This is a genomic window from Aquimarina sp. KJ22-3 (genome assembly GCF_055808215.1).
Genome location: NZ_CM147859.1, coordinates 2926449 through 2948440, shown reverse-complemented (window position 1 = coordinate 2948440; position 21992 = coordinate 2926449). Strand labels below are relative to the sequence as shown.

General features: G+C 36.5%; 23 protein-coding genes. 9 read left to right on the top strand and 14 right to left on the bottom strand.

Translation table 11 applies throughout. The features are described from left to right. Positions 1 to 12: 12 nt before the first annotated feature. Positions 13 to 1338, top strand: a complete 1326-nt coding sequence (locus AC0L3Q_RS13740) for a M24 family metallopeptidase (protein WP_473280110.1) — start codon at positions 13 to 15, stop codon at positions 1336 to 1338. A gap of 342 nt (positions 1339 to 1680) precedes the next feature. Here the strand turns inward: AC0L3Q_RS13740 and AC0L3Q_RS13735 are convergent, their stop codons facing one another. The 10 genes from AC0L3Q_RS13735 to AC0L3Q_RS13690 all read right to left on the bottom strand — a co-directional run bounded on the left by AC0L3Q_RS13735 (position 1681) and on the right by AC0L3Q_RS13690 (position 10293). Then, the gene (locus AC0L3Q_RS13735; protein WP_473280108.1) at positions 1681 to 1830 is read right to left on the bottom strand and encodes a hypothetical protein; all 150 of its coding nucleotides are present in this window, start codon (positions 1828 to 1830) and stop codon (positions 1681 to 1683) included. A 107-nt stretch (positions 1831 to 1937) separates the two neighbouring features. After that, entirely contained in the window at positions 1938 to 2483 is a 546-nt protein-coding gene (locus AC0L3Q_RS13730) for a hypothetical protein (RefSeq protein WP_473280106.1), read from the bottom strand. A 107-nt stretch (positions 2484 to 2590) separates the two neighbouring features. Next, a complete protein-coding gene (locus AC0L3Q_RS13725) occupies positions 2591 to 3214 on the bottom strand; it encodes a hypothetical protein (RefSeq protein WP_473280104.1) in 624 nt (207 codons plus the stop codon). 260 nt (positions 3215 to 3474) lie between these two features. After that, a complete protein-coding gene (locus AC0L3Q_RS13720) occupies positions 3475 to 3786 on the bottom strand; it encodes a hypothetical protein (protein ID WP_473280102.1) in 312 nt (103 codons plus the stop codon). A gap of 53 nt (positions 3787 to 3839) precedes the next feature. Then, a complete protein-coding gene (locus AC0L3Q_RS13715; RefSeq protein ID WP_473280100.1) occupies positions 3840 to 4550 on the bottom strand; it encodes a TapB family protein in 711 nt (236 codons plus the stop codon). Positions 4551 to 4555: 5 nt separating this feature from the next. Continuing rightward, entirely contained in the window at positions 4556 to 5257 is a 702-nt protein-coding gene (locus AC0L3Q_RS13710) for a VWA domain-containing protein (protein WP_473280098.1), read from the bottom strand. A 37-nt stretch (positions 5258 to 5294) separates the two neighbouring features. After that, positions 5295 to 5831, bottom strand: coding sequence for a hypothetical protein (locus AC0L3Q_RS13705; protein WP_473280096.1), 537 nt, complete (start codon positions 5829 to 5831; stop codon positions 5295 to 5297). 214 nt (positions 5832 to 6045) lie between these two features. Next, complete coding sequence (locus tag AC0L3Q_RS13700; RefSeq protein ID WP_473280094.1) at positions 6046 to 6798, bottom strand: LytR/AlgR family response regulator transcription factor; 753 nt, start codon at positions 6796 to 6798, stop codon at positions 6046 to 6048. A 22-nt stretch (positions 6799 to 6820) separates the two neighbouring features. Further along, the gene (locus tag AC0L3Q_RS13695) at positions 6821 to 8656 is read right to left on the bottom strand and encodes a tetratricopeptide repeat-containing sensor histidine kinase (protein WP_473280092.1); all 1836 of its coding nucleotides are present in this window, start codon (positions 8654 to 8656) and stop codon (positions 6821 to 6823) included. An 8-nt stretch (positions 8657 to 8664) separates the two neighbouring features. After that, the gene (locus AC0L3Q_RS13690; protein ID WP_473280090.1) at positions 8665 to 10293 is read right to left on the bottom strand and encodes an acyl-CoA carboxylase subunit beta; all 1629 of its coding nucleotides are present in this window, start codon (positions 10291 to 10293) and stop codon (positions 8665 to 8667) included. A 215-nt stretch (positions 10294 to 10508) separates the two neighbouring features. On the opposite strand from AC0L3Q_RS13690, the gene AC0L3Q_RS13685 reads away from it, so the two are divergent. The 7 genes from AC0L3Q_RS13685 (at position 10509) to AC0L3Q_RS13655 (ending at position 16393) form a co-directional block, all read left to right on the top strand. Beyond that, entirely contained in the window at positions 10509 to 11933 is a 1425-nt protein-coding gene (locus AC0L3Q_RS13685; protein WP_473280088.1) for a DNA/RNA non-specific endonuclease, read from the top strand. 210 nt (positions 11934 to 12143) lie between these two features. Continuing rightward, the gene (locus tag AC0L3Q_RS13680; protein ID WP_073314008.1) at positions 12144 to 12326 is read left to right on the top strand and encodes a CAL67264 family membrane protein; all 183 of its coding nucleotides are present in this window, start codon (positions 12144 to 12146) and stop codon (positions 12324 to 12326) included. Between the two features lie 44 nt (positions 12327 to 12370). Beyond that, entirely contained in the window at positions 12371 to 14062 is a 1692-nt protein-coding gene (ettA, locus tag AC0L3Q_RS13675; protein ID WP_073314006.1) for an energy-dependent translational throttle protein EttA, read from the top strand. A gap of 11 nt (positions 14063 to 14073) precedes the next feature. Next, entirely contained in the window at positions 14074 to 14766 is a 693-nt protein-coding gene (locus AC0L3Q_RS13670; RefSeq protein WP_473280086.1) for an HAD family hydrolase, read from the top strand. 74 nt (positions 14767 to 14840) lie between these two features. After that, entirely contained in the window at positions 14841 to 15470 is a 630-nt protein-coding gene (locus tag AC0L3Q_RS13665) for a CatA-like O-acetyltransferase (protein WP_473280084.1), read from the top strand. Between the two features lie 13 nt (positions 15471 to 15483). Beyond that, positions 15484 to 15966 carry a hypothetical protein gene (locus tag AC0L3Q_RS13660; protein ID WP_473280082.1) on the top strand — a complete coding sequence of 161 codons (483 nt, stop codon included), beginning with the start codon at positions 15484 to 15486 and terminating at the stop codon, positions 15964 to 15966. Positions 15967 to 16240: 274 nt separating this feature from the next. Beyond that, entirely contained in the window at positions 16241 to 16393 is a 153-nt protein-coding gene (locus AC0L3Q_RS13655; RefSeq protein WP_473280080.1) for a hypothetical protein, read from the top strand. A 53-nt stretch (positions 16394 to 16446) separates the two neighbouring features. Here AC0L3Q_RS13655 and AC0L3Q_RS13650 read toward each other — a convergent pair whose 3' ends face one another. From AC0L3Q_RS13650 to AC0L3Q_RS13640, 3 genes are all read right to left on the bottom strand, one after another. Beyond that, positions 16447 to 17049, bottom strand: coding sequence for a pseudouridine synthase (locus AC0L3Q_RS13650; protein WP_473280078.1), 603 nt, complete (start codon positions 17047 to 17049; stop codon positions 16447 to 16449). Between the two features lie 91 nt (positions 17050 to 17140). Continuing rightward, positions 17141 to 17941: an MBL fold metallo-hydrolase gene (locus AC0L3Q_RS13645; protein ID WP_473280077.1), complete on the bottom strand. Its 801-nt coding sequence runs from the start codon at positions 17939 to 17941 to the stop codon at positions 17141 to 17143. 138 nt (positions 17942 to 18079) lie between these two features. Next, positions 18080 to 18835, bottom strand: coding sequence for a sulfite exporter TauE/SafE family protein (locus tag AC0L3Q_RS13640; RefSeq protein ID WP_473280076.1), 756 nt, complete (start codon positions 18833 to 18835; stop codon positions 18080 to 18082). Positions 18836 to 18989: 154 nt separating this feature from the next. On the opposite strand from AC0L3Q_RS13640, the gene AC0L3Q_RS13635 reads away from it, so the two are divergent. Beyond that, on the top strand, positions 18990 to 20723 hold the full coding sequence (locus tag AC0L3Q_RS13635; protein WP_473286942.1) for a SulP family inorganic anion transporter: 1734 nt from the start codon (positions 18990 to 18992) through the stop codon (positions 20721 to 20723). Between the two features lie 12 nt (positions 20724 to 20735). Here the strand turns inward: AC0L3Q_RS13635 and AC0L3Q_RS13630 are convergent, their stop codons facing one another. Next, entirely contained in the window at positions 20736 to 21704 is a 969-nt protein-coding gene (locus AC0L3Q_RS13630; protein WP_473280075.1) for a carboxypeptidase-like regulatory domain-containing protein, read from the bottom strand. Positions 21705 to 21992 lie beyond the last annotated feature (288 nt).

Genomic DNA, 21992 nt, shown 5'->3' with positions numbered 1-21992 from the left:
CTCTTCTCACTTATGAAAAAGATTCTTCTCACTGGCTTACTTATTATTTCCACAGCAATGCAGGCGCAAATTCTTCCTCAACGGGAGCGAGCTGCAGTTATTGATATGATCTTGGAAACCAGATTTAATGATTTGTTACCTAAATTAATGGATCGAACTGGACTGGATATGTGGATTCTGATTTCCAGAGAATATAACGAAGATCCAGTGCTTAAAACGATGTTGCCGTCAACCTGGTTGAATGCAAGACGGAGAACAATTTTGGTTTTCTACAGAGATCAATCTAAAAATACTATCGAAAAACTGGCGGTTGCCCGATATAATGTTGGTAAAAATATAGACTCTGCCTGGGACAAAGAACGGCAACCTGATCAATGGAAAGCGCTCGTAGATATTATTTCCAAAAGAAACCCGAAATCCATCGGAATTAATTATTCAAAAGATTTTGGAATCGCAGACGGAATAGTAAAAACAGACTATGAAGAGTTTATGCAAGTACTTCCAGAGGAGTTTAAATCCAAAATTACTTCCGCAGAGAAGTTGGCTATTGCTTGGATTGAGACCAGAACACCGCAAGAGATGGAAATTTATAAAGAGCTAGTAAAAATCACTCATGATATCATCGGTGAAGCATTTAGCACTTCAGTAATCAAACCTGGAGAAACCACAACAGATGATGTGGTGTGGTGGTTACGTCAAAAAGCAACGGATCTCGGTTTGCAAACTTGGTTTCATCCTACGGTAGATATTCAACGAACAGGAGAGGACCTACAGAGTCATATCGTATCATTTTCGGATCGACCCAAAGACAAAATAATCCGAATGGGAGATTTGATTCATTGTGACTTTGGAATTACCTATTTACGCCTCAATACCGACTGCCAGCAACATGCGTACATTTTGAAGAATGACGAAACATCTCCTCCTGATTTTCTAAATAAAGCATTTGCAGATGGCAATCGAGTACAAGATATTTTGACCTCTAATTTTAAGACCGGAAAAACCGGAAATGAAATTTTATTACAATCCTTAGAACAGGGGAGAGCAGAAGGGTTGAAACCCTCTATTTATACGCACCCTTTAGGGCTTTATGGACATTCTTCTGGACCAACTATTGGCATGTGGGATTCGCAAGGAGGAGTTCCAGGTACAGGGGATTATCCATTGTATGAAGACACTGTTTATGCTATAGAACTGAATACAACAGTTACTATTCCAGAATGGAAAAAGGATATTAGAATCATGCTAGAAGAAGCTGGATTCTGGGGTAAGGATGGTTTTAGATATGTAAATGAAAGACAAACAGAGTTGATTACGATTCCAAAAAGAACGAAATAATCATTATCCCACATATTTAAAAACGGTAGTTGAAAAGAACTACCGTTTTTTTATCAAATTATACTTGATCGTGATATTACATATGCAGTGCTAAAGCATATATTTAAAAAGCACAAACCCCTGAAACAAAAATATTATTGATAGTTATCCCACAAGGACCCCCACATGGGCAATCGCTATCGGATCTGCACTCAAAAAGACTGGGTTGACACCCAAAAAAGCCACCATTAATAGATTTTTGAGATCCTTTTTTTAGAACGGTCACACCGTTAAGATTTAAGATGTTTTTAATCATTATGATACATTTTTAAGAGTTATTTTTTTGTCTGAAAATAGGCTGATTTAACCTTGACAACCTGAAGGAAGATATTGGTATACGTCGTCCCCCGAAGTGTTACAAGTCCAGTCGGTATGAGTATGCCCTCCTTTGATATACAGTTGTTCTGATTTGGTAATCGATTTAAAATTTAAAAGATGAAGATTGTTTTTCATGATTCATATTGCTTTTTATTTGTAGATTAACTGAAAACCTTAATAAAGACCCATAGAAAAGAGATTTAATATGGGCCTTTGTTTCCATATTGATATGATAATCGATTTTAATTTAAAATGTTGCCCGGGTTGCTATTACATTGATCGGGGAAATCGAAACTAAGATTGTTATAAACCGCTTGTCCGGATACAACATTTCTCGCTCCTAAATTCCTTTCAACACCAAATTGTGGTCCTAGATACATAAAGGTAAAATTGGTTGAAGTTTGATTGGTATCATGTGGATAAAGTTTTACCCTGAAGGTATCTGTATCATTGAAATCAACACCTAAAACGTAAAAATTAAAATTTTCCCCGTTTCTTACGGTTCTCTGTAATACTTGATAGCAAGAACCGGCTCCGTTAGGACAATTTTCTAATATAAAGGTTCCCGTAGGCGCACCAGGAATACTTGTGAAAAAGTCGATAGCAAGCCTAAAATCAACACGCCCTTTAAAACTATTGCAATAAGTCAACCATTTCCCATTGACTTCTTGATCAAGATCCTCTTTTATGATTTGTTGCGGTTGCTCCAAATTTTCTGGTTGCTCTTGTTCACAGGAAATGAATACAGCGGTAAGAATAATAACTAATGTGATTGATATTTTTTTCATTTTTTGAGTTTTAAAATTTATTATGTTCTGCCTTTGAGTGGATAGAAGAGAGTACCTTCAAATTTGAGGAAGATACTTTCTTATAGATTCTTTTTGGTATTGAATTTTCAGGGATCTATACAGCCTGCTCCGTTGCAGCCATCATTGGGATCAGAGCTTCCAGGTCTTGTTACTGTTCTGCCATCTGCCCAGGTTCTAGCTTCTGGATTGACTACCCATATTCTAAGACCTCTACTGGCAAATTCAGACCTTTCAAAAGAGGTTCGTAACCGAATAGACATGGTGTCATCTCCATTTGGAGAAATGTTTATTTGCCGATCTGCCCCTCTATAAGTACCGATAATTGTTTCTCCTGTGGTTGTTCGGATATCTATGTAAGCATTGGGCTCAAAATTTTCACCAACAATCCAAATGCAATAATTATCATTGCATCCTGCTCCTGCTCTAAATATTCGTGGAGTGCGGTTTTCTTTTTCAATAATAGCAGTATTGGGAGTAAAACCTGGACCTTGAGATGGGCAATATGGTCTATAAACCAGGTCGATAACTCTATATCCGACTGGAATTCCATAAGCTATACAGATTTCTTCTCTATTACCGTTTTTAGCCGAAATTTTGTGTTGATCTGTGTTTGATTTCACTTCCTGGAATTGAGTAAAATCATCTTCTTTTTGACAACTTATTAATGCGATAGCACAAATAAACAAAATGATTCCTTTAGTAAGATTCATGTGGTTTTGGTTTAATGAGTTAATAATTTAGATGTTCTTTTAGCTAAAGTTACTTGAGTAAAACTATGTGTAAAACATTGGTTTTTAAAGAAATGTGTTGTCAATTTTATAAAATTGACACAACTGTATATGACACAAAAAAACCTCAAAACAGCCTATTTAAAGACTGAATTGAGGTGATTTCCCTTAGATTAGAATTAGGAATTGATTATAACCTCTAATTCCAAATTACTTTTATTGTTTATGTACTAATTCGATTTTTATAAAAACTGTTTGACCAACATAATTATTCCTAGGATACCAAAAATAGGACCCCAATATTGCATTTTGATCCAAAACAAACTATGGTTGGGCTTAATCACTATTTCTTGTCCACTTTCTTTGTCTACCATTGTTTTTTGATTGGATTCATTCCATTTCTTTCCTATGATCCAACTAAAAATTGCAGCAATAAACAGACTAATAGCAAATGATAAATTGCTTTGTTCTTTGGGTAATATGTTACTTAATCCAAAAAGTACTACGGCTAGTACTAAAACCGAGAGAAACCCTCTTCCTGACCAAACTATCATAATAAATTGTTGTTATAGATTATATGTTATTTTTCTGAATTGAGATGTATGTTTTATTGAATCCCTGTCAACTCGTGATATCCAATAAGTTTTCCTTTTTTGTTGTACGATTCAGACTTGACAACCATCGCATCGTTATAATACCACTCCACACCAGTTCCTTTTACATTAATAATTCCAAATTTGGAAGTGAAATCAAAAGTCACTTTTTTACACTTGTAGGTTCCTGCTGGAGTCGTAATGGTTTCTTCTCCAACAATTTCTCGGTTAAACACGTCAAAAGTCATTGTGACCAGGGTAAAAGCTTCGCTATTCACTTTTATTGAAATATTTCCGTCGTTAAGATCATCTCCGGGTTGCATCCCAACAGGAAATTCTAAAACATCGCCGTCGATTTTAATACTGAGATTATTTTTATTATGCTCAGAAAGTTTATCAAAATTGAAAAACCTTAGCATATCCAAACTGAATAGTCCATTGTCGCAGTTGGCTTTATACTCGGTATCAAACGTTTTGTTGTCTTTCTCATCACTGACTGTCGCTTTGATAATAGCAGAAACTGTATTGCCATCTCCAGTAATTGAAATAGTTTCATGACTGGTAGTACTTTCTTTTTTCCCTCTTTTGTTATAATTGGTATAGGTGAGTATAGCTCCTTTTTTCATAAAAGGCACCGCATTACACTCTTGTCCAAAGGACATGATGATTCCTCCCAAGAATACCAAAACATAAAGAAATACCTTGTTTTTTTGTAATCTGATCATTGGTACTACATTTTTGAAGTTATGAAGATTCCATTGTTTTCTTGAGCCAAGGTTCTCATGAAGTTATGGTCAGCATCTTCTCCAAAGGCTATGGTATGAATGATGATGTTATTGGTGTTGACTTTTCTGATTTCTTCAAGAACAGCTTCTGGACCACCATTTGGAAGACCGTCGCTCATCAATACAATTTCCTGTACCCCAGGAGTAGAAATTGCTTCTACCAAACCTCCTGCAGTATTGGTACCACCACCGGCTTTGAGATTCTCCACAAAAATATTAGCAGAAGTTCTAGACATATTGCTAGCTAAGCGAAGTTCTACGGATTGTTTGGTTACATCATTGTTGTAAGCAAATACGGCAAACTTTTTACCATCAGGAAGTCCTTTGATTGCTGGGATTAGTTTACGTTTTACCGCTCCTAATTTGGTAGCTTGTTTGGTTACCTGTTTTCCCAAAATACTTCCTATTTTTCCTCCAATGGCGTTGCTTACGGCACTCCCAGCTTTATTCCCAGCTTCTCGCATTACCTGATCTTTGATTGATCCTTCATCTATACCTTCCATACTTCCTGATATATCGATAAGGTATAAGGTGTTTTTAGTAGAAGTTTCAATACCAAAAAATTGGTCTGACTTCTTTACTACATAGCAAGATTGAAATGTACTGATGACCAAAAACACAGAAAGTATCCTAATTACTTTTTTCATATTACTTTTTTATTAATTGATTTTGTGTGATTTGTTATTATTCAGCTAGGTTTTCAAAAGCATCAAGATCCATCTCCCCAACAGCTTCTCTTAATTGTTTTATAGAAGCATCACCTTCTAGAGAAATTAAGAAGCGATTACCCACCATGAGGTCTATTTTTGAAGTTTCTCGGTTGTCATAGGGATCTTTTTCTACTTCTTCAACAGCTTTGTACCCTTTTATTGTGGTTGATTTGCGATACCCTCTGTCCGTTTGTTCTTCAAAATCTCTGGCAAACCCAAGTCTGGCCAAAGTCACCATCGCACTTCCTGTTTCTCCAGCTCCGTCTATTATGGAAAGTGAAATAAATGCTCCGTTCTCACTTTCATATTCGGCTTCTCCCATAGATACATCTGGCATAAATTGATTACCTACCGAAAATTTGGTTCTTGGATATCCCAAAATAGTCTCCGGAAGATTTTTCTTCATGCTTTCATTAGAAATAGGCGTAGCAGCTATGAGCTGATCATTTTCTTCTTCAATTTTTTCTGCTTCTTTCGCTATTTGATTTAGGTCAGAAACCCCTTCAATCACATCTAGTAAACCTGGTTCTTCTTTTTCCTTATTTTTTCCGCAAGAAATCAGAAAAAAATAGAGAGTGCGGTGATGATAATTCGTGTCATTGCTGTAGAATTGTTATTTATACATTAGTTCGTAAGAACTAAGGTACACTATGATGACACACAAAAGTTGTACAATGAGAATTTGCCCTTAGTATTTTAGAAATAGCAGTAGAAACGTGAGAATTTTACAAATGCCCTTTGATATAATCCAACAAATACTTCTTTCTGCTTTGTGCAACTGGGATCGTATGGGCTTGTTGTAAAACCACTTCTTCGTTTCTTTTATTAAATGCGGAAACATAACTCAAATTAATAAGGAAGCTTTGATGCACTCTGAAAAAGTTGTAGGGAGTTAGTTTTTGGTCAAATGACTTTAAAGGTTTAGAAACCAAGATTTCCTTTCCTGTTTTAAGTTTGAAAGTCGTGTAGTTATTATCAGACTTCGCATATAGAATATCCTCGGTATGCACCACGTTGATGGTATCCGCGTTTTTGAGTACAATTTTTTGAGGAGGTTTGTTATCCGAAAAATTCTGCAACAAGGTCTTCAGTTGAAGTTCGTAATTTTTGGAATGCATGTCTTGTTTTACCTTTTCTAACGCCCTCATCAGATCATTTTCTTCATAGGGTTTCAACAAATAGTCCAGTGCACTGAATTTGAAGGCTTCAACCGCATATTTGGCAAAAGAGGTGGTAAAAATGATCTTAAAATTGATGGTTTCAAACAAGGCCAAGAACTCAAAGGCATTACCATCACTCAAAAACACATCAAGAATCAAAAAATCCGGTTGCAGTTCTTTTACCCATTTTGCAGCTTCCTCGATTGTATCCGAATTTCCGAGTATTTCTATTTCTTCATGTTTTCGTATAATGGAGGTAGCGTACTCAAGAGCCTGTGGATCATCTTCTACAATAAAACAGCTGATATTTTGATTCATACCCTAAATATACAATAGATTATTAAGCTGCAGTAAAAGTTAAAATTACTTCTGTCCCAGAAGACGAAGAATTAATGGTAAGGTCCCCGTTAAAATTTTTGGAAGCTTTGTTCAAATTTTTGAGTTGTTCTTTGATAATCTCTGAACTCATTGACTTGTGTAATTTTTTTGAGGCCTCTTTTTTAGAAGATATTCCTTTTCCATTGTCCGCAATTACGACATGCAATTGATCATTTTCTTTATAATATTTTATGGACACTTTGCCATCAGGAACATCTTTGATACCGTGTAAAATGGCATTTTCTACAAAAGGTTGTGTGATCAAAGAGGGGACTTGATCAAAATCCTCTTCAACACTTTCTTCTATTTCTATCTGATAGGTAAAAGACTCGTTGTGTGTAAGTTGTTGGAGCTTGAGGTAGGATTCTAGGGCTAACTTATCATCAGCTACGCTGGTAAAATTATCTTCAGAATTCTCCAAGACAAGCCGTATCAATTTGGAATAACTTGATAAATACGAACCGGATTTATCTTTATCATTTTGGTAGACAAAATTTTGAATACTTTGTAGTGCATTAAACAAAAAGTGAGGATTTAATTGAGTTTTTCTCAACTTTTGTTGCAGTAACACCGTGTCCAGCTGTTGTTTAGTCTTGTAGTTCTTGAATCCAAAATACCCTAGGATTAGAATCAATAGAGCTATAACCCCAAATACAATGAGCATTCCTCTTTGCTGTCTGATCGTTAAGGCCTGAAGCTCATTTTTGGTATCCAAAATATCAATCTGCTGTTGCTTTTTTTCAGACTCAAACTGTTCGGTTAGCTCTGCAACCTTTTCTCTTTGTTGGGCACTGGTGATCGAATCCTTAATTTCGTCCTTTAAGTCAGCATATCTAATGGCAGATTTAAAATCATTTAATCCCGTATACGCTTCTTTAAGGTTGTTCAAAACATAGGATTTTAGCACGCCTTTGGCAGTGGGTAATGCGCTATCCAAATAGCGAATAGCTAGACGATACTCTCCTTTTTTAAGGTAGGCATCTCCCATGTTGTTGTAGTTGATGCTTAGATCGGTAGCTTTATTGATCGCTTTCTTTAAAGCAAGACTCTTTTTGCCGTAAAAAATTGCTTTTTCAAAATCAGGCACATCATCGCTGTAATACGTGGTGAGGTTATTATAGATAACAGACAGAATGCTTTGTGCGTTATATTCTTTTGCAAGGCCTTCGGCTTCAAATGCAGTGCTTTCGAATTTTGAATGTAAGCCTTGTTCTCTATAGATATTATTTAGGTTCACCAAAATTTGCAATCTCAATATCTGATTAAAATCACTTAACGGCAATGCACGTTCGAGATATACCTGAGCATTTTTGTAATTTTTGAGATGTGCATTTATGGACCCAATATTGGAGTAGGTGTTAACCAATAGTTTATTACTCTTGGCATTTTCTAATACTTTGGCAGCTTTTAGATAAATATCCAAAGCGTTTTGAAAGTCTTGTTGATAAAACTGGATGGTACCCAGATTATGCAGGGTTTGACCTGCTATATGTTCTGGTAGTTTTTTGGCCAAATTACGTTGTAATAGCGAATCTGCTTCACTAAACTTTCGTTTCAGAATAAGTACGCTACTTTTCTGCAAATTCGATTTTGCCAATAGGGTGTCATTAGCTATGTTTTTGGCCAATTCTAGTGCTTGGTCCGAATAGTATAGAGAACTATCAATATTCTTTTGACTCAATTCTTTGGAACGACTAAGATGGTTCTCAATTTCCTGAACTAACCCTTCATCCGACTGGGCTTCTATTTGATTAAAACTATATAAAGCTAAAAATAGAACTACAATTTTTATTTTCATTATGCTACTTAAACCTGGATCACCCCTAAGTTAAACTTCTTTTCGATAGGGGCGTGGTTGGCAGCTTCTATACCTATAGAAATCCAATTTCTGGTTTCTAATGGATCAATAATAGCATCTGTCCATATACGGGCTGCTGCATAATATGGGGAGGTTTGTTTGTCATAACGTTCTTTAATTTTGTTAAATAGTGCTTTTTCATCGGCTTCAGAAAGTGCTTCACCTTTGCTCTTTAACGAAGCAGTTTCAATTTGCAGTAACACTTTGGCTGCCTGAGCACCACCCATCACGGCTAATTCTGCACTTGGCCAGGCACAAATCAACCTTGGATCATAGGCTTTTCCGCACATTGCGTAATTACCGGCTCCATAAGAGTTCCCCACAACTACGGTGAATTTGGGAACCACACTATTACTTACGGCATTTACCATTTTGGCCCCATCTTTTATAATTCCTCCGTGTTCACTTTTGCTACCTACCATAAATCCGGTAACATCCTGTAAAAATACTAGTGGGATTTTCTTTTGGTTACAATTCGCAATAAAACGAGTGGCTTTATCAGCAGAATCCGAGTAGATGACTCCACCAAATTGCATTTCGCCTTTTTTGTTTTTTACTATTTTTCTTTGATTGGCCACAATACCAACAGCCCAACCATCAATTCTGGCATATCCGGTAATGATTGTTTGTCCGTATCCCGCTTTATATTCTTCAAAATCAGAATCATCAACCAAACGATTAATGATTTCCATCATATCGTATTGCTCATTTCTAGCCTTCGGAAGGATACCGTAAATATCTTCTTGATTTTCTTTTGGAGCTATTGCTTCAGTACGATTAAAACCTGCTTTTTCGAAGTCTCCAATTTTAGACATCACATTACGTATGGTGTCCAAAGCATCTTTATCATCTTTGGCTTTATAGTCGGTTACTCCAGAGATTTCGCAATGCGTGGTGGCACCACCCAACGTTTCATTATCAATACTTTCTCCTATAGCGGCTTTCACCAAATAACTACCAGCAAGAAATATACTTCCTGTTTTGTCGACGATTAGAGCTTCATCACTCATGATAGGCAAATAAGCTCCCCCGGCAACACAACTTCCCATCACAGCAGAGATCTGAGTAATCCCCATACTGCTCATTACGGCATTATTGCGAAAGATTCTTCCAAAGTGTTCTTTATCCGGAAAAATTTCATCTTGCATCGGCAAATACACCCCAGCACTGTCTACCAGATAGATAATCGGTAATTTGTTTTCTATAGAAAGCTCTTGCGCCCTTAAGTTTTTCTTTCCTGTTATCGGAAACCAGGCTCCAGCTTTTACCGTAGCATCGTTGGCTACAACGATACACTGTTTGCCGGCGACATAGCCTATTTTTACCACTACACCACCACTAGGACAACCTCCGTGTTCCTGGTACATATCATCTCCTGCAAAAGCACCAATCTCGATACATTTAGCATCTTTATCCAAAAGATAATCGATGCGTTCTCGAGCGGTCATTTTGCCCTTGTCATGTAATTTTTTGATGCGTTTTTCACCACCTCCTAATTTCACCTTAACTAGTCTTTGGCGTAATTCTGAAACCAGTAACTTATTGTGATCTTCGTTCTTATTGAAGTTTAAATCCATTTGTGTGTATTGTTTGCACGAAAATACAAAAAACACCAATTTAATAAAGGATCCCTGCTTAATTTAGAAATGTTTAACCAGTAGATGTAGTAATCTGCTCATAAATATTGATAAGCTGTTGATAAAAATAACATTTGTTTCTATCTGGTTAACAATCTCATAACGTGCTTAGAATTAATTTGATGTATTCATAAACCAAAATATAACTTTCAGTTATGAGACATTTACACATTCATTCTATTATTTTCAGTTTACTCGTATTATTTGTTGTTGGTTGTAACACGGATGATGAAGCTATCTACGAACCAATAGAGTCCATCCCTTTGGTGATCAATGGGCAATTAAAAGCCGAGACTCACTTTTATGATAATATTGGTCCACACGAACATAATTTCACTGGTAAAAGAGCTTCGGGTTTTACAGAAACTTACGAATCTGGCTCCAAGGGGAGCTATGCCGGGGGTAGCGTTAACCTTTCTTCGTCTGGAAACTGGTATTTTAATGATGCACTCATCGGGACCTTATCTAATGACAGGAAATTTGGTTCTAAGTCGGTTCGCATCCGTAATGGAGGATATATAACAATGTCTTTCAATATGGATAATGGCGCACAGACGATTAGGGTACGTCATGCGAAGTACGGAAACGATGGTAATTCTTCCTGGAGACTAATCGCTTCTTATGACAATGGATCCTCTTGGTTTTATGCGGGTTCTACGGTCAATACGACATCCACAACATTAAATACTGTGACTTTTACAGTAAATGACACCGAATCTGTTCGATACGGAATTTACAAAACTGGTGGTGGTTCTAACAGAATCAATATCGATAATGTGGAAATTGTTACCGGATCTACCGGAGGAGGTGATAATGGAGGAGGGGGAACACCTTCAAGAGATAGTAATCTTACCTTTGGTAACCCATCTAATGCGGGATCATCTGCAAACAACTACTATCTATCAAAACCAGATTTTATACTTTCTTATAACAATAGTAAAGGAACTCCAAACTGGGTAAGTTGGCATTTGAGTAACGCCTGGACCGGTAATACCCCGAGATGTAATTGTTTTAAACAAGACCGAACGTTGCCTAGTAATTTTTTCAGGGCAACCACCAGCGATTATACTGGATCAGGATTTGATAGAGGTCATATATGTCCATCTGCGGATAGGAATGGGAGTGCTGATTCTAATGAGAATACTTATTTTATGACCAATATAGCTCCGCAGGCTCCTGATAATAACCGAAGAACCTGGGTCAATTTCGAAAATTACCTGAGAACCTTGATTAATGCTGGAAATGAGATCCATATTGTTTCGGGAGTGATTGGCAGTGGTGGAACCGGGAGTAATGGTTTTGCTTCTACAATAGATAATGGAAATATTACTGTGCCAGATTCTTTTTGGAAGGTTGCATTAGTTTTGCCTAATGGTACTAATGATATTAATAGAGTAACGACATCTACTCGAATCATTGCCATTAATCTACCCAACGATCAAGGAATTAGCAGTGACTGGACACGTTTTAGAACATCGGTAAAGACTATAGAAAGTCTTACAGGATATGATCTGTTCGAAAATATTCCAAACGCTATAGAATCCGTGTTAGAATCCAGAGTGGATAATCAATCGATCTAGTTTAAATTTGTTTTGATAGCAAACGAGTATGATTGCCAAATTGTACTCGTTTTTTATGTAAAAGTTAATCGTTAATAGATTGTAAAACAGATGATAATTGTTTTTAATATCTTAACTGAACCCTAAAAAACTATTTTTTGTAGAGAAAATACCGATATTTGCTATTCGATTATTAATAAATACACAACGTATTGTACTAAATAACATTTTATGGGAATGAATAAAAACACCGTGCTTGCATGGGCAACTTTTATAATGATCATAGTTGGGCTATCACTAATAGCACTGGGAGCTTTCAGATATAGAGATGTGTCAGGATATGGATTTGCAGCTGTTGGTGTTGGTTTTTTTGCAATTGCATGGGTGTTTAATGCACTAAAAGGAAGAGTGTAATCTTTCAGAACTCAAATCATCTAATCAAACTAATTTAAAGACATATGTCAGACGACAAAAAGGTTATTTTCTCCATGTCTGGGGTAACCAAAACGTTTAAAACAGCGAATACTCCAGTACTTAAAAACATCTATCTCAGCTTTTTCTACGGAGCCAAAATTGGTATTCTGGGACTTAACGGTTCTGGTAAATCTACTTTATTAAAGATTATTGCTGGTGTAGACAAAAACTATCAGGGAGACGTAGTATTTGCTCCTGGATATACCGTAGGATTACTAGAACAAGAACCGCAACTAGATCCTGAAAAGACCGTACTTGAGGTAGTAAAAGAAGGTGTGGCCGAGACGGTAGCTGTACTGGATGAGTACAACAAGATCAACGATATGTTTGCCTTACCAGAGGTATATGAAGATGCAGACAAGATGCAGGAGTTGATGGATAAACAGGCAAAGTTGCAAGATCAGATCGATGCCAGTAATGCCTGGGAGCTAGACACCAAGTTAGAGATAGCGATGGATGCGCTACGTACTCCAGATTCTGACAAAAAGATCAGCGTATTATCAGGAGGGGAACGAAGAAGGGTAGCCTTATGTCGATTATTACTGAAAGAACCAGACGTATTATTACTCGATGAGCCTACCAACCACTTGGATGCAGAGTCTGTACATTGGTTAGAACATCATTTACAACAGTATAAAGGTACGGTAATAGCAGTAACGCACGACCGTTACTTTTTGGATAATGTTGCAGGTTGGATCTTAGAATTGGATAGAGGAGAAGGAATCCCTTGGAAAGGAAATTACTCTTCATGGTTGGATCAAAAGGCTAAGCGCTTAGCACAAGAACAAAAACAAGCGTCTAAACGTCAAAAAACTTTAGAACGAGAGTTAGAATGGGTACGCATGGCTCCAAAAGGACGACAAGCAAAACAAAAGGCCCGTCTTAGCAATTACGATAAGTTAATGAGCCAGGATCAAAAACAGGTCGACGAAAAGTTAGAGATATATATCCCAAATGGTCCACGATTAGGAACCAATGTTATTGAAGCTAACGGAGTAAGCAAAGCCTTTGGAGATAAACTGTTATACGAAGACCTTAACTTCAATTTACCGCAAGCTGGTATTGTTGGAATAATCGGTCCAAATGGTGCAGGAAAGACAACGATCTTTAAAATGATCATGAACGAAGAGCAGGCAGACAAAGGAACCTTTACCGTTGGAGATACTGCAAAAATAGCTTATGTGGATCAATCGCATAGCAATATCGATCCCGAAAAAACCATCTGGCAAAACTTCAGTGATGAGCAGGAATTGGTGATGATGGGAGGGCGACAAGTAAATTCTCGTGCGTATTTAAGTAGGTTCAATTTTAGTGGAAGCGAGCAAAACAAGAAAGTATCTGCCTTATCAGGTGGAGAACGTAACCGTCTGCATTTGGCAATGACCTTAAAAGAAGAAGGTAATGTGTTGCTTCTAGATGAGCCTACCAATGATCTTGATGTGAATACATTACGTGCTTTGGAAGAAGGTTTGGAGAACTTTGCAGGATGCGCCGTAGTGATCTCTCACGATAGATGGTTCTTAGACAGAATTTGTACACATATTTTAGCTTTTGAAGGTGATTCTCAAGTGTATTTCTTTGAAGGTAGTTTCTCTGACTACGAAGAAAATAAGAAAAAACGACTAGGAGGAGATTTGATGCCAAAACGAATCAAGTACAAAAAGCTAGTACGATAATAGAGGAAAAAATGTCATTACATAACATAAAAGTAATTGCTTTTGATGCTGATGATACCCTTTGGGTGAATGAGACTTTTTTCAGACGTGCAGAAGAGGAGTTTTGTGATCTTTTAGAGGCTTATTTACCACGAAAAGAAGCGCATAAACTACTTTTTGAGGTAGAAATGCAAAACCTTCCGTTGTATGGTTATGGGATCAAGCCTTTTACGCTATCCCTTATAGAAGCTGCGATAAAAATAACAGATGGTAATCTGCATACGGATTTGTTGGAAGCTTTGATTAACAAAGGGAAAAAAATGCTTCAGGAGCCTGTAGAACTAATCGATGGTATTGATCGAACTTTGGAGGAGTTGTCGAAAAAATATAAGTTGGTCATGGCTACCAAAGGAGATTTACTGGATCAGGAACGCAAGCTGATTAAATCGGGCCTAGAAAAGCATTTCCACCATATTGAAATTGTATCTGATAAGACAGAAAAACAGTATCGTAAATTGGTAAAACAGCTGGATATAAAGGAAGAGGAGTTTTTGATGGTAGGAAATTCTTTAAAATCGGATATTTTACCAGTACTCAATATTGGAGCGCATGCTTTTCACATCCCTTTTCACACCACTTGGGTGCATGAAATGGTAGATGAAGAAGTAAAACACCCTAATTTTAGAAGTTTTGTAAGAGCCACAGAGCTATTAGAAATATTGTAGTGGTAACGTTTGTTTCTTAAGTAGTATCCGCTGAAATAACGTACAATGAATTCCTTTGAAAACCAATACAACCAATGAAAAAGGTAATCGATCTTGACCAATGGAACCGAAAAGAACATTTTGAATTCTTTAATAGTTTTGATGAGCCATTTTTCGGAATTACAACAACAGTTGACTTTACTAAAGGATATCAAAAGATCAAGGATTTTGGATATCCTTATTTTTTATTCTATTTACATAAATCATTGCAGGCTGCAAATGCCATCGAACCTTTTCGATATCGAATAGAAGAAAATCAAGCGGTAGTTTATGATGTCATACATGCGTCTCCTACAATTGGACGAGAGGATCATACGTTTGGGTTCTCATTTTTGGAGTATACTAAAGATTTTGATCGTTTTGTGGAAATGGCAAAACTAGAGATTGCCGAAGTACAGAATAGTAAAGGGTTACGGCATATAGATTCTACCAAGAGAATGGATACAATTCATTATTCCTCTATACCCTGGTATAATTTTACCGGATTGACGCATGCCCGACATTTTCAATATAAGGATAGTGTTCCAAAAATTTCATTTGGAAAGTATACCAAGAAGCATGGCGAGATGATTTTACCTATAGGAGTAAATGTACATCACGGATTAATGGATGGATATCATCTAGGGGAATATCTGGAAGAGTTTCAACGTCTATTAAACGATTAAAAGTTAATTACCCATGAGTGGAGAGGCGGGAGCAGGAGCATCATCTACCTATTTCAGGATTTTTTATTCTTCCGGGATGACCGTAAGCATTGCGATGCCCCCAAACCCTGAAGAAGACCCACACTATATTGCCAACTATTTTAAAGAAGCAGATAAGCCTTTTGAGCAGAAATTAGAGGAAGTACTCCCAAAATTAGAAGGGGTGATGTTACATCTCATCGAGGAGCTAAATTTTCCAATTACAGTTTTTGATCCGGATGCTGATCATTTTCCTGGAATAATTCTAGAGGATACAGATGAATTCAAACCTAATCCCATTGAAGAAGGCAAAGCGTCAAACCGATTTCAGAATACGAATTCCTGTGTTGGTTGGATTAGCTTCAATTTTATGACGCCTTTGTTTACCAAAATCACTTTATCTCTTACGGTAAACAAACAAATCAGAAGGTCCCAGTTAAATGTGATTAAAGCGCATTTTCGGGAGTGTTTTTGTTAGTTTTTATACTCTATTGAATTATTACATCAAAACAACAATGTTTCTACAGGCTGGTTTATTCGTTCTTACTGTTTGAACAGCCTTAATAACCATCTTTTAGAATGCAATATACTTGTATTTTACATCAATAAACTCCTTTTGTATTCAGCTAGTCAATTTTATAAAATTGCGAAAGTAAGGGTTTGATAGCATTTGAAATCCATATACTTTTATCCATATGTTTCTGTCGACGGGAATTTTAAATTATTTATTTAACAATGAAATTTTAAAAATTATGAATCAAATTGAAAAATTAAAAAAGTTTAAAATTCTGAATAAAGAACAAGTTATGGATATCAATGCTATCAAAAAGATAAGCGGAGGGGATAGCGAGTGTGCAGATCCTTTGGCTAGCAATCACTGGCCACATTGCTTTAAGCTACGATAGTTTTGATGACCACGTTGCTTCTTAATTTTTAAGGAGCGATGTGGTTTATGTATTCAAACACTAGAGGGGAGATGTTGCATTGGTTTCACTTCGCCCACGTCCATGTCTTCCAGATAAATATTTCCAATTCGAGTTCGCACCAGTCGTAGCGTAGGAAACCCAACAGCCGACGTCATTTTTCGTACTTGTCTAAATTTTCCTTCAGTAAGGGTAATGCTTACCCAACTCGTTGGTCCATGTCTATCATCTCTTATTTTTTTTGAACGTTCTGGGAAATTTGGGATATCCAATATTTTAAAAGCTTTGCAGGGTTTTGTAATGTACTTTTTGCCATTGAAACCTATTTCCACACCTTTTTGTAATTGTTGGATTGCTTCAGCAGTAATATCTCCATTGACTTGGGCATAGTACTCCTTTTCAATACTTCCACTACAGATGTCGTTGGATACTTTACCATCTGTAGTTAGTAATAGTAAACCCTCAGATTTTTCGTCAAGTCTACCTATGGCCATGGTGCCAATTGGGAAATCATGTAACTCTCCTAATAGTTTTTTACTGTTTTGTTTTTGACCGTTATTTACAAACTGACTTAGATATCCAAAAGGTTTGTATATCGCAAAATGGGAGTGTTGTTCTATTCTGGAATTGATATCCATTGATTGTTTTTGTTACTAGTAGTCCTCATATAAATAGAGAGAAGAACTTTGTGCAAAGAAAATCATTCTTGCCAAATAGACAATTTTATATTTAATCCTGCCCAGGATACCAATCCAATTGCACAATCTCTATTTCAGGATTTTGGGACACTATAGCGACAAACTTATTAACATCACTAAAACCGTTTGAACCACGATAGTGATAGGGGTACACCTCTTTTGGTTTAAATTCTAAAACCGCATCGGCAGCACTTTCTACGGTCATGGTATAGGGTAGGTTCATGCAAACAAAAGCTTTGTCGATATATTTCAAAGCTCTCATCTCTGGTATATCTTCGGTATCACCAGAAAAATACACACGTTCTTTACCCAACGTAATGATATATCCGTTGCCTCTTCCTTTGGGGTGGAACTTTAAGGCTTCTTGTCTTAAATTATACATAGGGATGGCTTCTATGGGAATTCCCTGTACCTCTTTGGTTTCTCCATTGTTGAGTATGATCAATCGGTCGGTGTATTCGGCAGGGAGACGTTCACCAACAGCTTGCGGAACGACCATTTCAGTTGTAGAAAGATCAAGGCTATCCAGGGTATCAATATTCATATGATCTTCATGTATATCAGTAATCAACACAATATCCGCTGTCTTTTTTCCTTCAAAAGCTTTGGGTCCTCCATTAGGATCGATGTAGATAGTCTTGCCTTTCCATTCCAAAATAGCAGTGGCATGTCCAATAGGATCTACTTTGATGTCACTCTCTTTTTTTACAGGTTCTTTAGGAGGGGCTTCCTGAAAATCACTGTCATTTACAACTTCAGCATCTTCATTCTTTTGAGATTTACAACTTATTATTACAAGGCAAATAATTATGCATTGACATAAAGTTTTCATTTTAAGACGATTTTGTGTATTGCGAGTATAAGATACGTATAAAGAGTGCTAAAACAAAGAAACTCCTTCTTGTTAGACAAGGTAAAAGGGAGAACTATATAGACAACAAGAGCTATAAAAAATGAAATAGCGTAGGATCTAGCTGTCTATCCAAAGCTTTATAGCCATGGCAATTACCATAATGATCAAAAATACTTTAACCAGTCCATCACCTTTGTTTACTGCCCATCTACTTGCAACCCAACCGCCTATTGCATTGCCAATAGCCAAAATAAACCCGTATAGAAAATCAATTTGTTGGTTATAAATGAATATAGCCAAAGCTCCAATGGTGTATATAGAAACGACCAGTACCTTAATGGCATTCGATTTAACGAGACTTAGATGATTGATTGAACTCAATGCCAATAAAATAAATATACCAACTCCGGCTTGTATAAATCCTCCATAGATCCCAATAAAAAAGAAAGCTAAAACCGAAAGCCATAAATGCTTACCTTGGATTCTATCTATAAGGTCTTCAGTTTTTACTTTGGGTTTAAAAACCATAAAAATAACTACAAAGACCATCACAACCGCTAGAATCTTATTAAACACATCACCTTTAATGTCTATAGCGATTTGTGCTCCAATAATAGAACCGATCAATGCAGAAAAACCTAGATATACTCCAAAAAGAGAAGGTTTAATGCCCTTGCTTTTAAATCCAGCCATCGAAGTTATACATTGAATAAATATCCCAATACGATTGGTCCCATTGGCAACAGCAGGAGGAAGCCCCATAAAGATTAACATAGGTAGGGTTAGTAAAGACCCTCCACCAGCAATGGTATTGATCACTCCGGCAACAAAACCAATTCCTGCTAATAGAAAAAGTAAAAGTGTGTCATTCATAAGGAAATGAAGAATGTTTGATGTATTAGATATTTCCAAAAATAGGTATTTCAAAAAAATGCAAGAACCAAAAGAAAATCTTTGTGATAAATTCTTAACTGTTGTAGATTTACAATATCAATAAACACGTACTACAGTTAAAGCTTTACACAAAATAATTCCATTTCTTCAAACCTTTAAGAACGGGCAATACAAATCTGCAGTTTTTCGATCTGATGCTATTGCGGGAATAACGGTAGGCGTAGTGCTGATTCCTCAGGCAATTGCTTATGCATTGTTGATGGGGGTGCCACCAATCTATGGGTTGTATGCCTGTTTGGTGCCGTTAATCATCTATGCGTTATTAGGAACTTCTAAACAGTTAAGTATTGGCCCTGTTGCAGTTACTGCAATTTTGGTAATGAGTGGAGTGAGTGAGCTGGCAGAGCCTTTTTCTGAACATTTTGTAAGTCTAGTTCTTTTTCTAGGGCTTTTAATCGGGATTACGCAGATACTGATGAGTCTACTGAGAATGGGGTTTTTAGTTAACTTGATTTCCCAACCTGTGATTTCTGGCTTTATCTCGGCTGCAGCCATAATAATTATCGTATCACAGTTAGAAGAAAGTCTTGGAATGTCTATTCCTGATGTAAAACATACGTATCAAACCGTAAGTTATGCTTTAGTACACCTTGGAGAAATTGAGTGGATCACCTTTGGAATGTGCTTGTTTTCGATTCTGGCGATTATGTTACTTAAAAAATGGAAAAGATCTTTTCCAGGAGCTTTATTGATGCTTTTGATTACTACTTTGGCAACCTACTTTTTTGGATTGCATGACAAGGGAGTTTCAGTAATCAAAGAGGTCCCCAGTGGATTGCCTTCTTTTCAAATTCCTCCTATGAGTTATGAAGATATGATGGCGTTAATTCCTAGTGTGTTGACTGTCACTTTTATTGGTTATGTAGGGAGTATAGGGATTGCCAAATCTATGGAGATGAAGAATAGAGATCATGTAGTGCGACCCAATCAAGAACTTTTTGCTTTGGGAATGGCAAAGGTGATCGGTGCTTTTTTTCTTGCGGTGCCTTCTTCTGGGAGTTATAGTAGAACTGCCATTAATGACGAAGCCGGTGCCAAAACCACGATATCTTCTATGATTGCAGCATTGATGGTAGTGCTTTCCCTATTGTTTCTTACGCAATTCTTTTACTACATCCCAAAATCCGTATTGGCCGCCATTATTTTGGTTTCGGTTTTTGGTTTGATTAATGTTAGCGAAGCTAAGTATTTATACCAGGTCAAGAGGAGAGACTTTTTTGTAATGATGATCACTTTTGTGGGTACTTTGGTATTTGGTGTAGAAAACGGGATTTTTATAGGAGTGATCCTTTCTTTTGTTTTTTTGCAGTATTACAGCTCTAGACCTCATATAGCAGAGTTGGTAAATATCCCTGGGACCACTTATTATCGCAACGTAAATCGATTCCCTGAGGCAAAAAGATCACAAGAATATATGATCATACGATTTGACAATCAACTATATTTTGGAAATGCTGGGTTTTTTAAAGATGCAATTCAGTCTTATGTTTCCAAAAGGGATGTTATACCCAAGTTTTTGATTCTGGACAATACCAATATGCATGATATGGATAGTACGGGTTTGCATGTGTTTGAGGACATTCATGAATATCTAGAAGGGCAGGGGATTCAATTGTTAATTGCAGGAACAATCGGTCCTGTACGGGACTTTTTAAAGAGATCTGGATTCACCGATAAATTGGGTAAGAATCATCATTACTTAAATATATCTGATGCTGTAGCTCATGCAGAACATAGAACATTACAGGAAAAGAGTAGAGAAGTAGCGGTGCAATTTAATGAGAAAAGAAGATCGTTTCTAGACTAGCTTCAATTTATACTACTCATCTTCGTAGAGATGTAATTTAAGCCCCATTCCATAATTCATATCATTGTTTTTGATCAAATTATTATTGGCACTATACTTTTCGTCAAATCGTTGCCAGGTACGGTTTTTATAAAATACCCTTCTGGTAAACGTTTTATATCCTTCAATTTTGTCGGTAAACGGAAGTAACGGTCTAAACGTGGTAGAAACCTTAACCATTCCCTTACGCGTCTCTACCTCATGATATTTCTTGGTTTGTTGCAGTATGCCTTCTTTGTCGGTATATCCTAAAACTTGAATTGAGATGAAGATACCGTCCTTAGGGATATAAATTTTATATTCTGAAATGTTCAGTTCAAAATTAGGTTTATCTTGGTCAGTTACCCTGAAAATAATGTCTTCATAGGTAAGGTGTTTGCCGGGTACACCATTATCATTGGCATAAAACTGCATTTTGAACAAGGTTGAAAAACGTTGATTTCTGGTTGCATTTTTATTCGAGGACTCTACTTTAACAGGCAGGTATACTGAAGCTATCTTTGTGGGTTTTTCTGGATTTCTTGGGAAAAACACAGCAATTTCTGATTCTACGGTAGGGAGCCAACATCTAAAATAGTCTTTATGCACCTCGGCACTGATCTTTTTGGTTTTGTATTTTCTTTTTCTTTCAGCAACCACAACAACTTCCTTCAACTCAGACACATCTTGTGTCAGAAATATCTTTTTGGGCATGTTGTCGGTAGAAAGCGCTAGTTCTTTATATCCCATGGCAGAAATGTATAAAGAATCGATATCTGGATACCATTTTTTAGAAAACATGAAATTACCATTCGCATCCGCAAAAGTACCGTTACCATTTCCAAAAGAGATCGTGGCATACGAAATAGGAGAGCTCTGCTCCGAATCCAAAACTTTATGGATTTGGGAATAGGTGAGAATAGGAGTCAAAAAAAGCAGCAGAATAACAATCAGCTTTTTCATAATAGTGATTCGGGGGATTATAGTAGCGAAGGTAATAAATATTATGATAACCGTTAAATGTTGTTTGTTTATATGCTGTTTTGGTCATAATTATAATTTATCCAACACAATGATAAGCAATGTGCTATGCTTTATTACCTAAAGTATTTTGATAAGTGGTTTATTTGCATTTGTTACCATATGATTACAATATTTCATTTAAATTAATTTTTTAAAGTATATTTTGGTATACATTAATAATTTAATATTAATTTAAAATATATTTAGTTATACTTTGTTATATTTGTA

Coding starts and splice junctions, on each gene's coding strand:
- AC0L3Q_RS13740 (WP_473280110.1), top strand. CDS start 13: ATGAAAAAGATTCTTCTCACTGGCTTACTTATTATTTCCACAGCAATG.
- AC0L3Q_RS13735 (WP_473280108.1), bottom strand. CDS start 1,830: ATGAAAAACAATCTTCATCTTTTAAATTTTAAATCGATTACCAAATCA.
- AC0L3Q_RS13730 (WP_473280106.1), bottom strand. CDS start 2,483: ATGAAAAAAATATCAATCACATTAGTTATTATTCTTACCGCTGTATTC.
- AC0L3Q_RS13725 (WP_473280104.1), bottom strand. CDS start 3,214: ATGAATCTTACTAAAGGAATCATTTTGTTTATTTGTGCTATCGCATTA.
- AC0L3Q_RS13720 (WP_473280102.1), bottom strand. CDS start 3,786: ATGATAGTTTGGTCAGGAAGAGGGTTTCTCTCGGTTTTAGTACTAGCC.
- AC0L3Q_RS13715 (WP_473280100.1), bottom strand. CDS start 4,550: ATGATCAGATTACAAAAAAACAAGGTATTTCTTTATGTTTTGGTATTC.
- AC0L3Q_RS13710 (WP_473280098.1), bottom strand. CDS start 5,257: ATGAAAAAAGTAATTAGGATACTTTCTGTGTTTTTGGTCATCAGTACA.
- AC0L3Q_RS13700 (WP_473280094.1), bottom strand. CDS start 6,798: ATGAATCAAAATATCAGCTGTTTTATTGTAGAAGATGATCCACAGGCT.
- AC0L3Q_RS13695 (WP_473280092.1), bottom strand. CDS start 8,656: ATGAAAATAAAAATTGTAGTTCTATTTTTAGCTTTATATAGTTTTAAT.
- AC0L3Q_RS13690 (WP_473280090.1), bottom strand. CDS start 10,293: ATGGATTTAAACTTCAATAAGAACGAAGATCACAATAAGTTACTGGTT.
- AC0L3Q_RS13685 (WP_473280088.1), top strand. CDS start 10,509: ATGAGACATTTACACATTCATTCTATTATTTTCAGTTTACTCGTATTA.
- AC0L3Q_RS13680 (WP_073314008.1), top strand. CDS start 12,144: ATGGGAATGAATAAAAACACCGTGCTTGCATGGGCAACTTTTATAATG.
- ettA (WP_073314006.1), top strand. CDS start 12,371: ATGTCAGACGACAAAAAGGTTATTTTCTCCATGTCTGGGGTAACCAAA.
- AC0L3Q_RS13670 (WP_473280086.1), top strand. CDS start 14,074: ATGTCATTACATAACATAAAAGTAATTGCTTTTGATGCTGATGATACC.
- AC0L3Q_RS13665 (WP_473280084.1), top strand. CDS start 14,841: ATGAAAAAGGTAATCGATCTTGACCAATGGAACCGAAAAGAACATTTT.
- AC0L3Q_RS13660 (WP_473280082.1), top strand. CDS start 15,484: ATGAGTGGAGAGGCGGGAGCAGGAGCATCATCTACCTATTTCAGGATT.
- AC0L3Q_RS13655 (WP_473280080.1), top strand. CDS start 16,241: ATGAATCAAATTGAAAAATTAAAAAAGTTTAAAATTCTGAATAAAGAA.
- AC0L3Q_RS13650 (WP_473280078.1), bottom strand. CDS start 17,049: ATGGATATCAATTCCAGAATAGAACAACACTCCCATTTTGCGATATAC.
- AC0L3Q_RS13645 (WP_473280077.1), bottom strand. CDS start 17,941: ATGAAAACTTTATGTCAATGCATAATTATTTGCCTTGTAATAATAAGT.
- AC0L3Q_RS13640 (WP_473280076.1), bottom strand. CDS start 18,835: ATGAATGACACACTTTTACTTTTTCTATTAGCAGGAATTGGTTTTGTT.
- AC0L3Q_RS13630 (WP_473280075.1), bottom strand. CDS start 21,704: ATGAAAAAGCTGATTGTTATTCTGCTGCTTTTTTTGACTCCTATTCTC.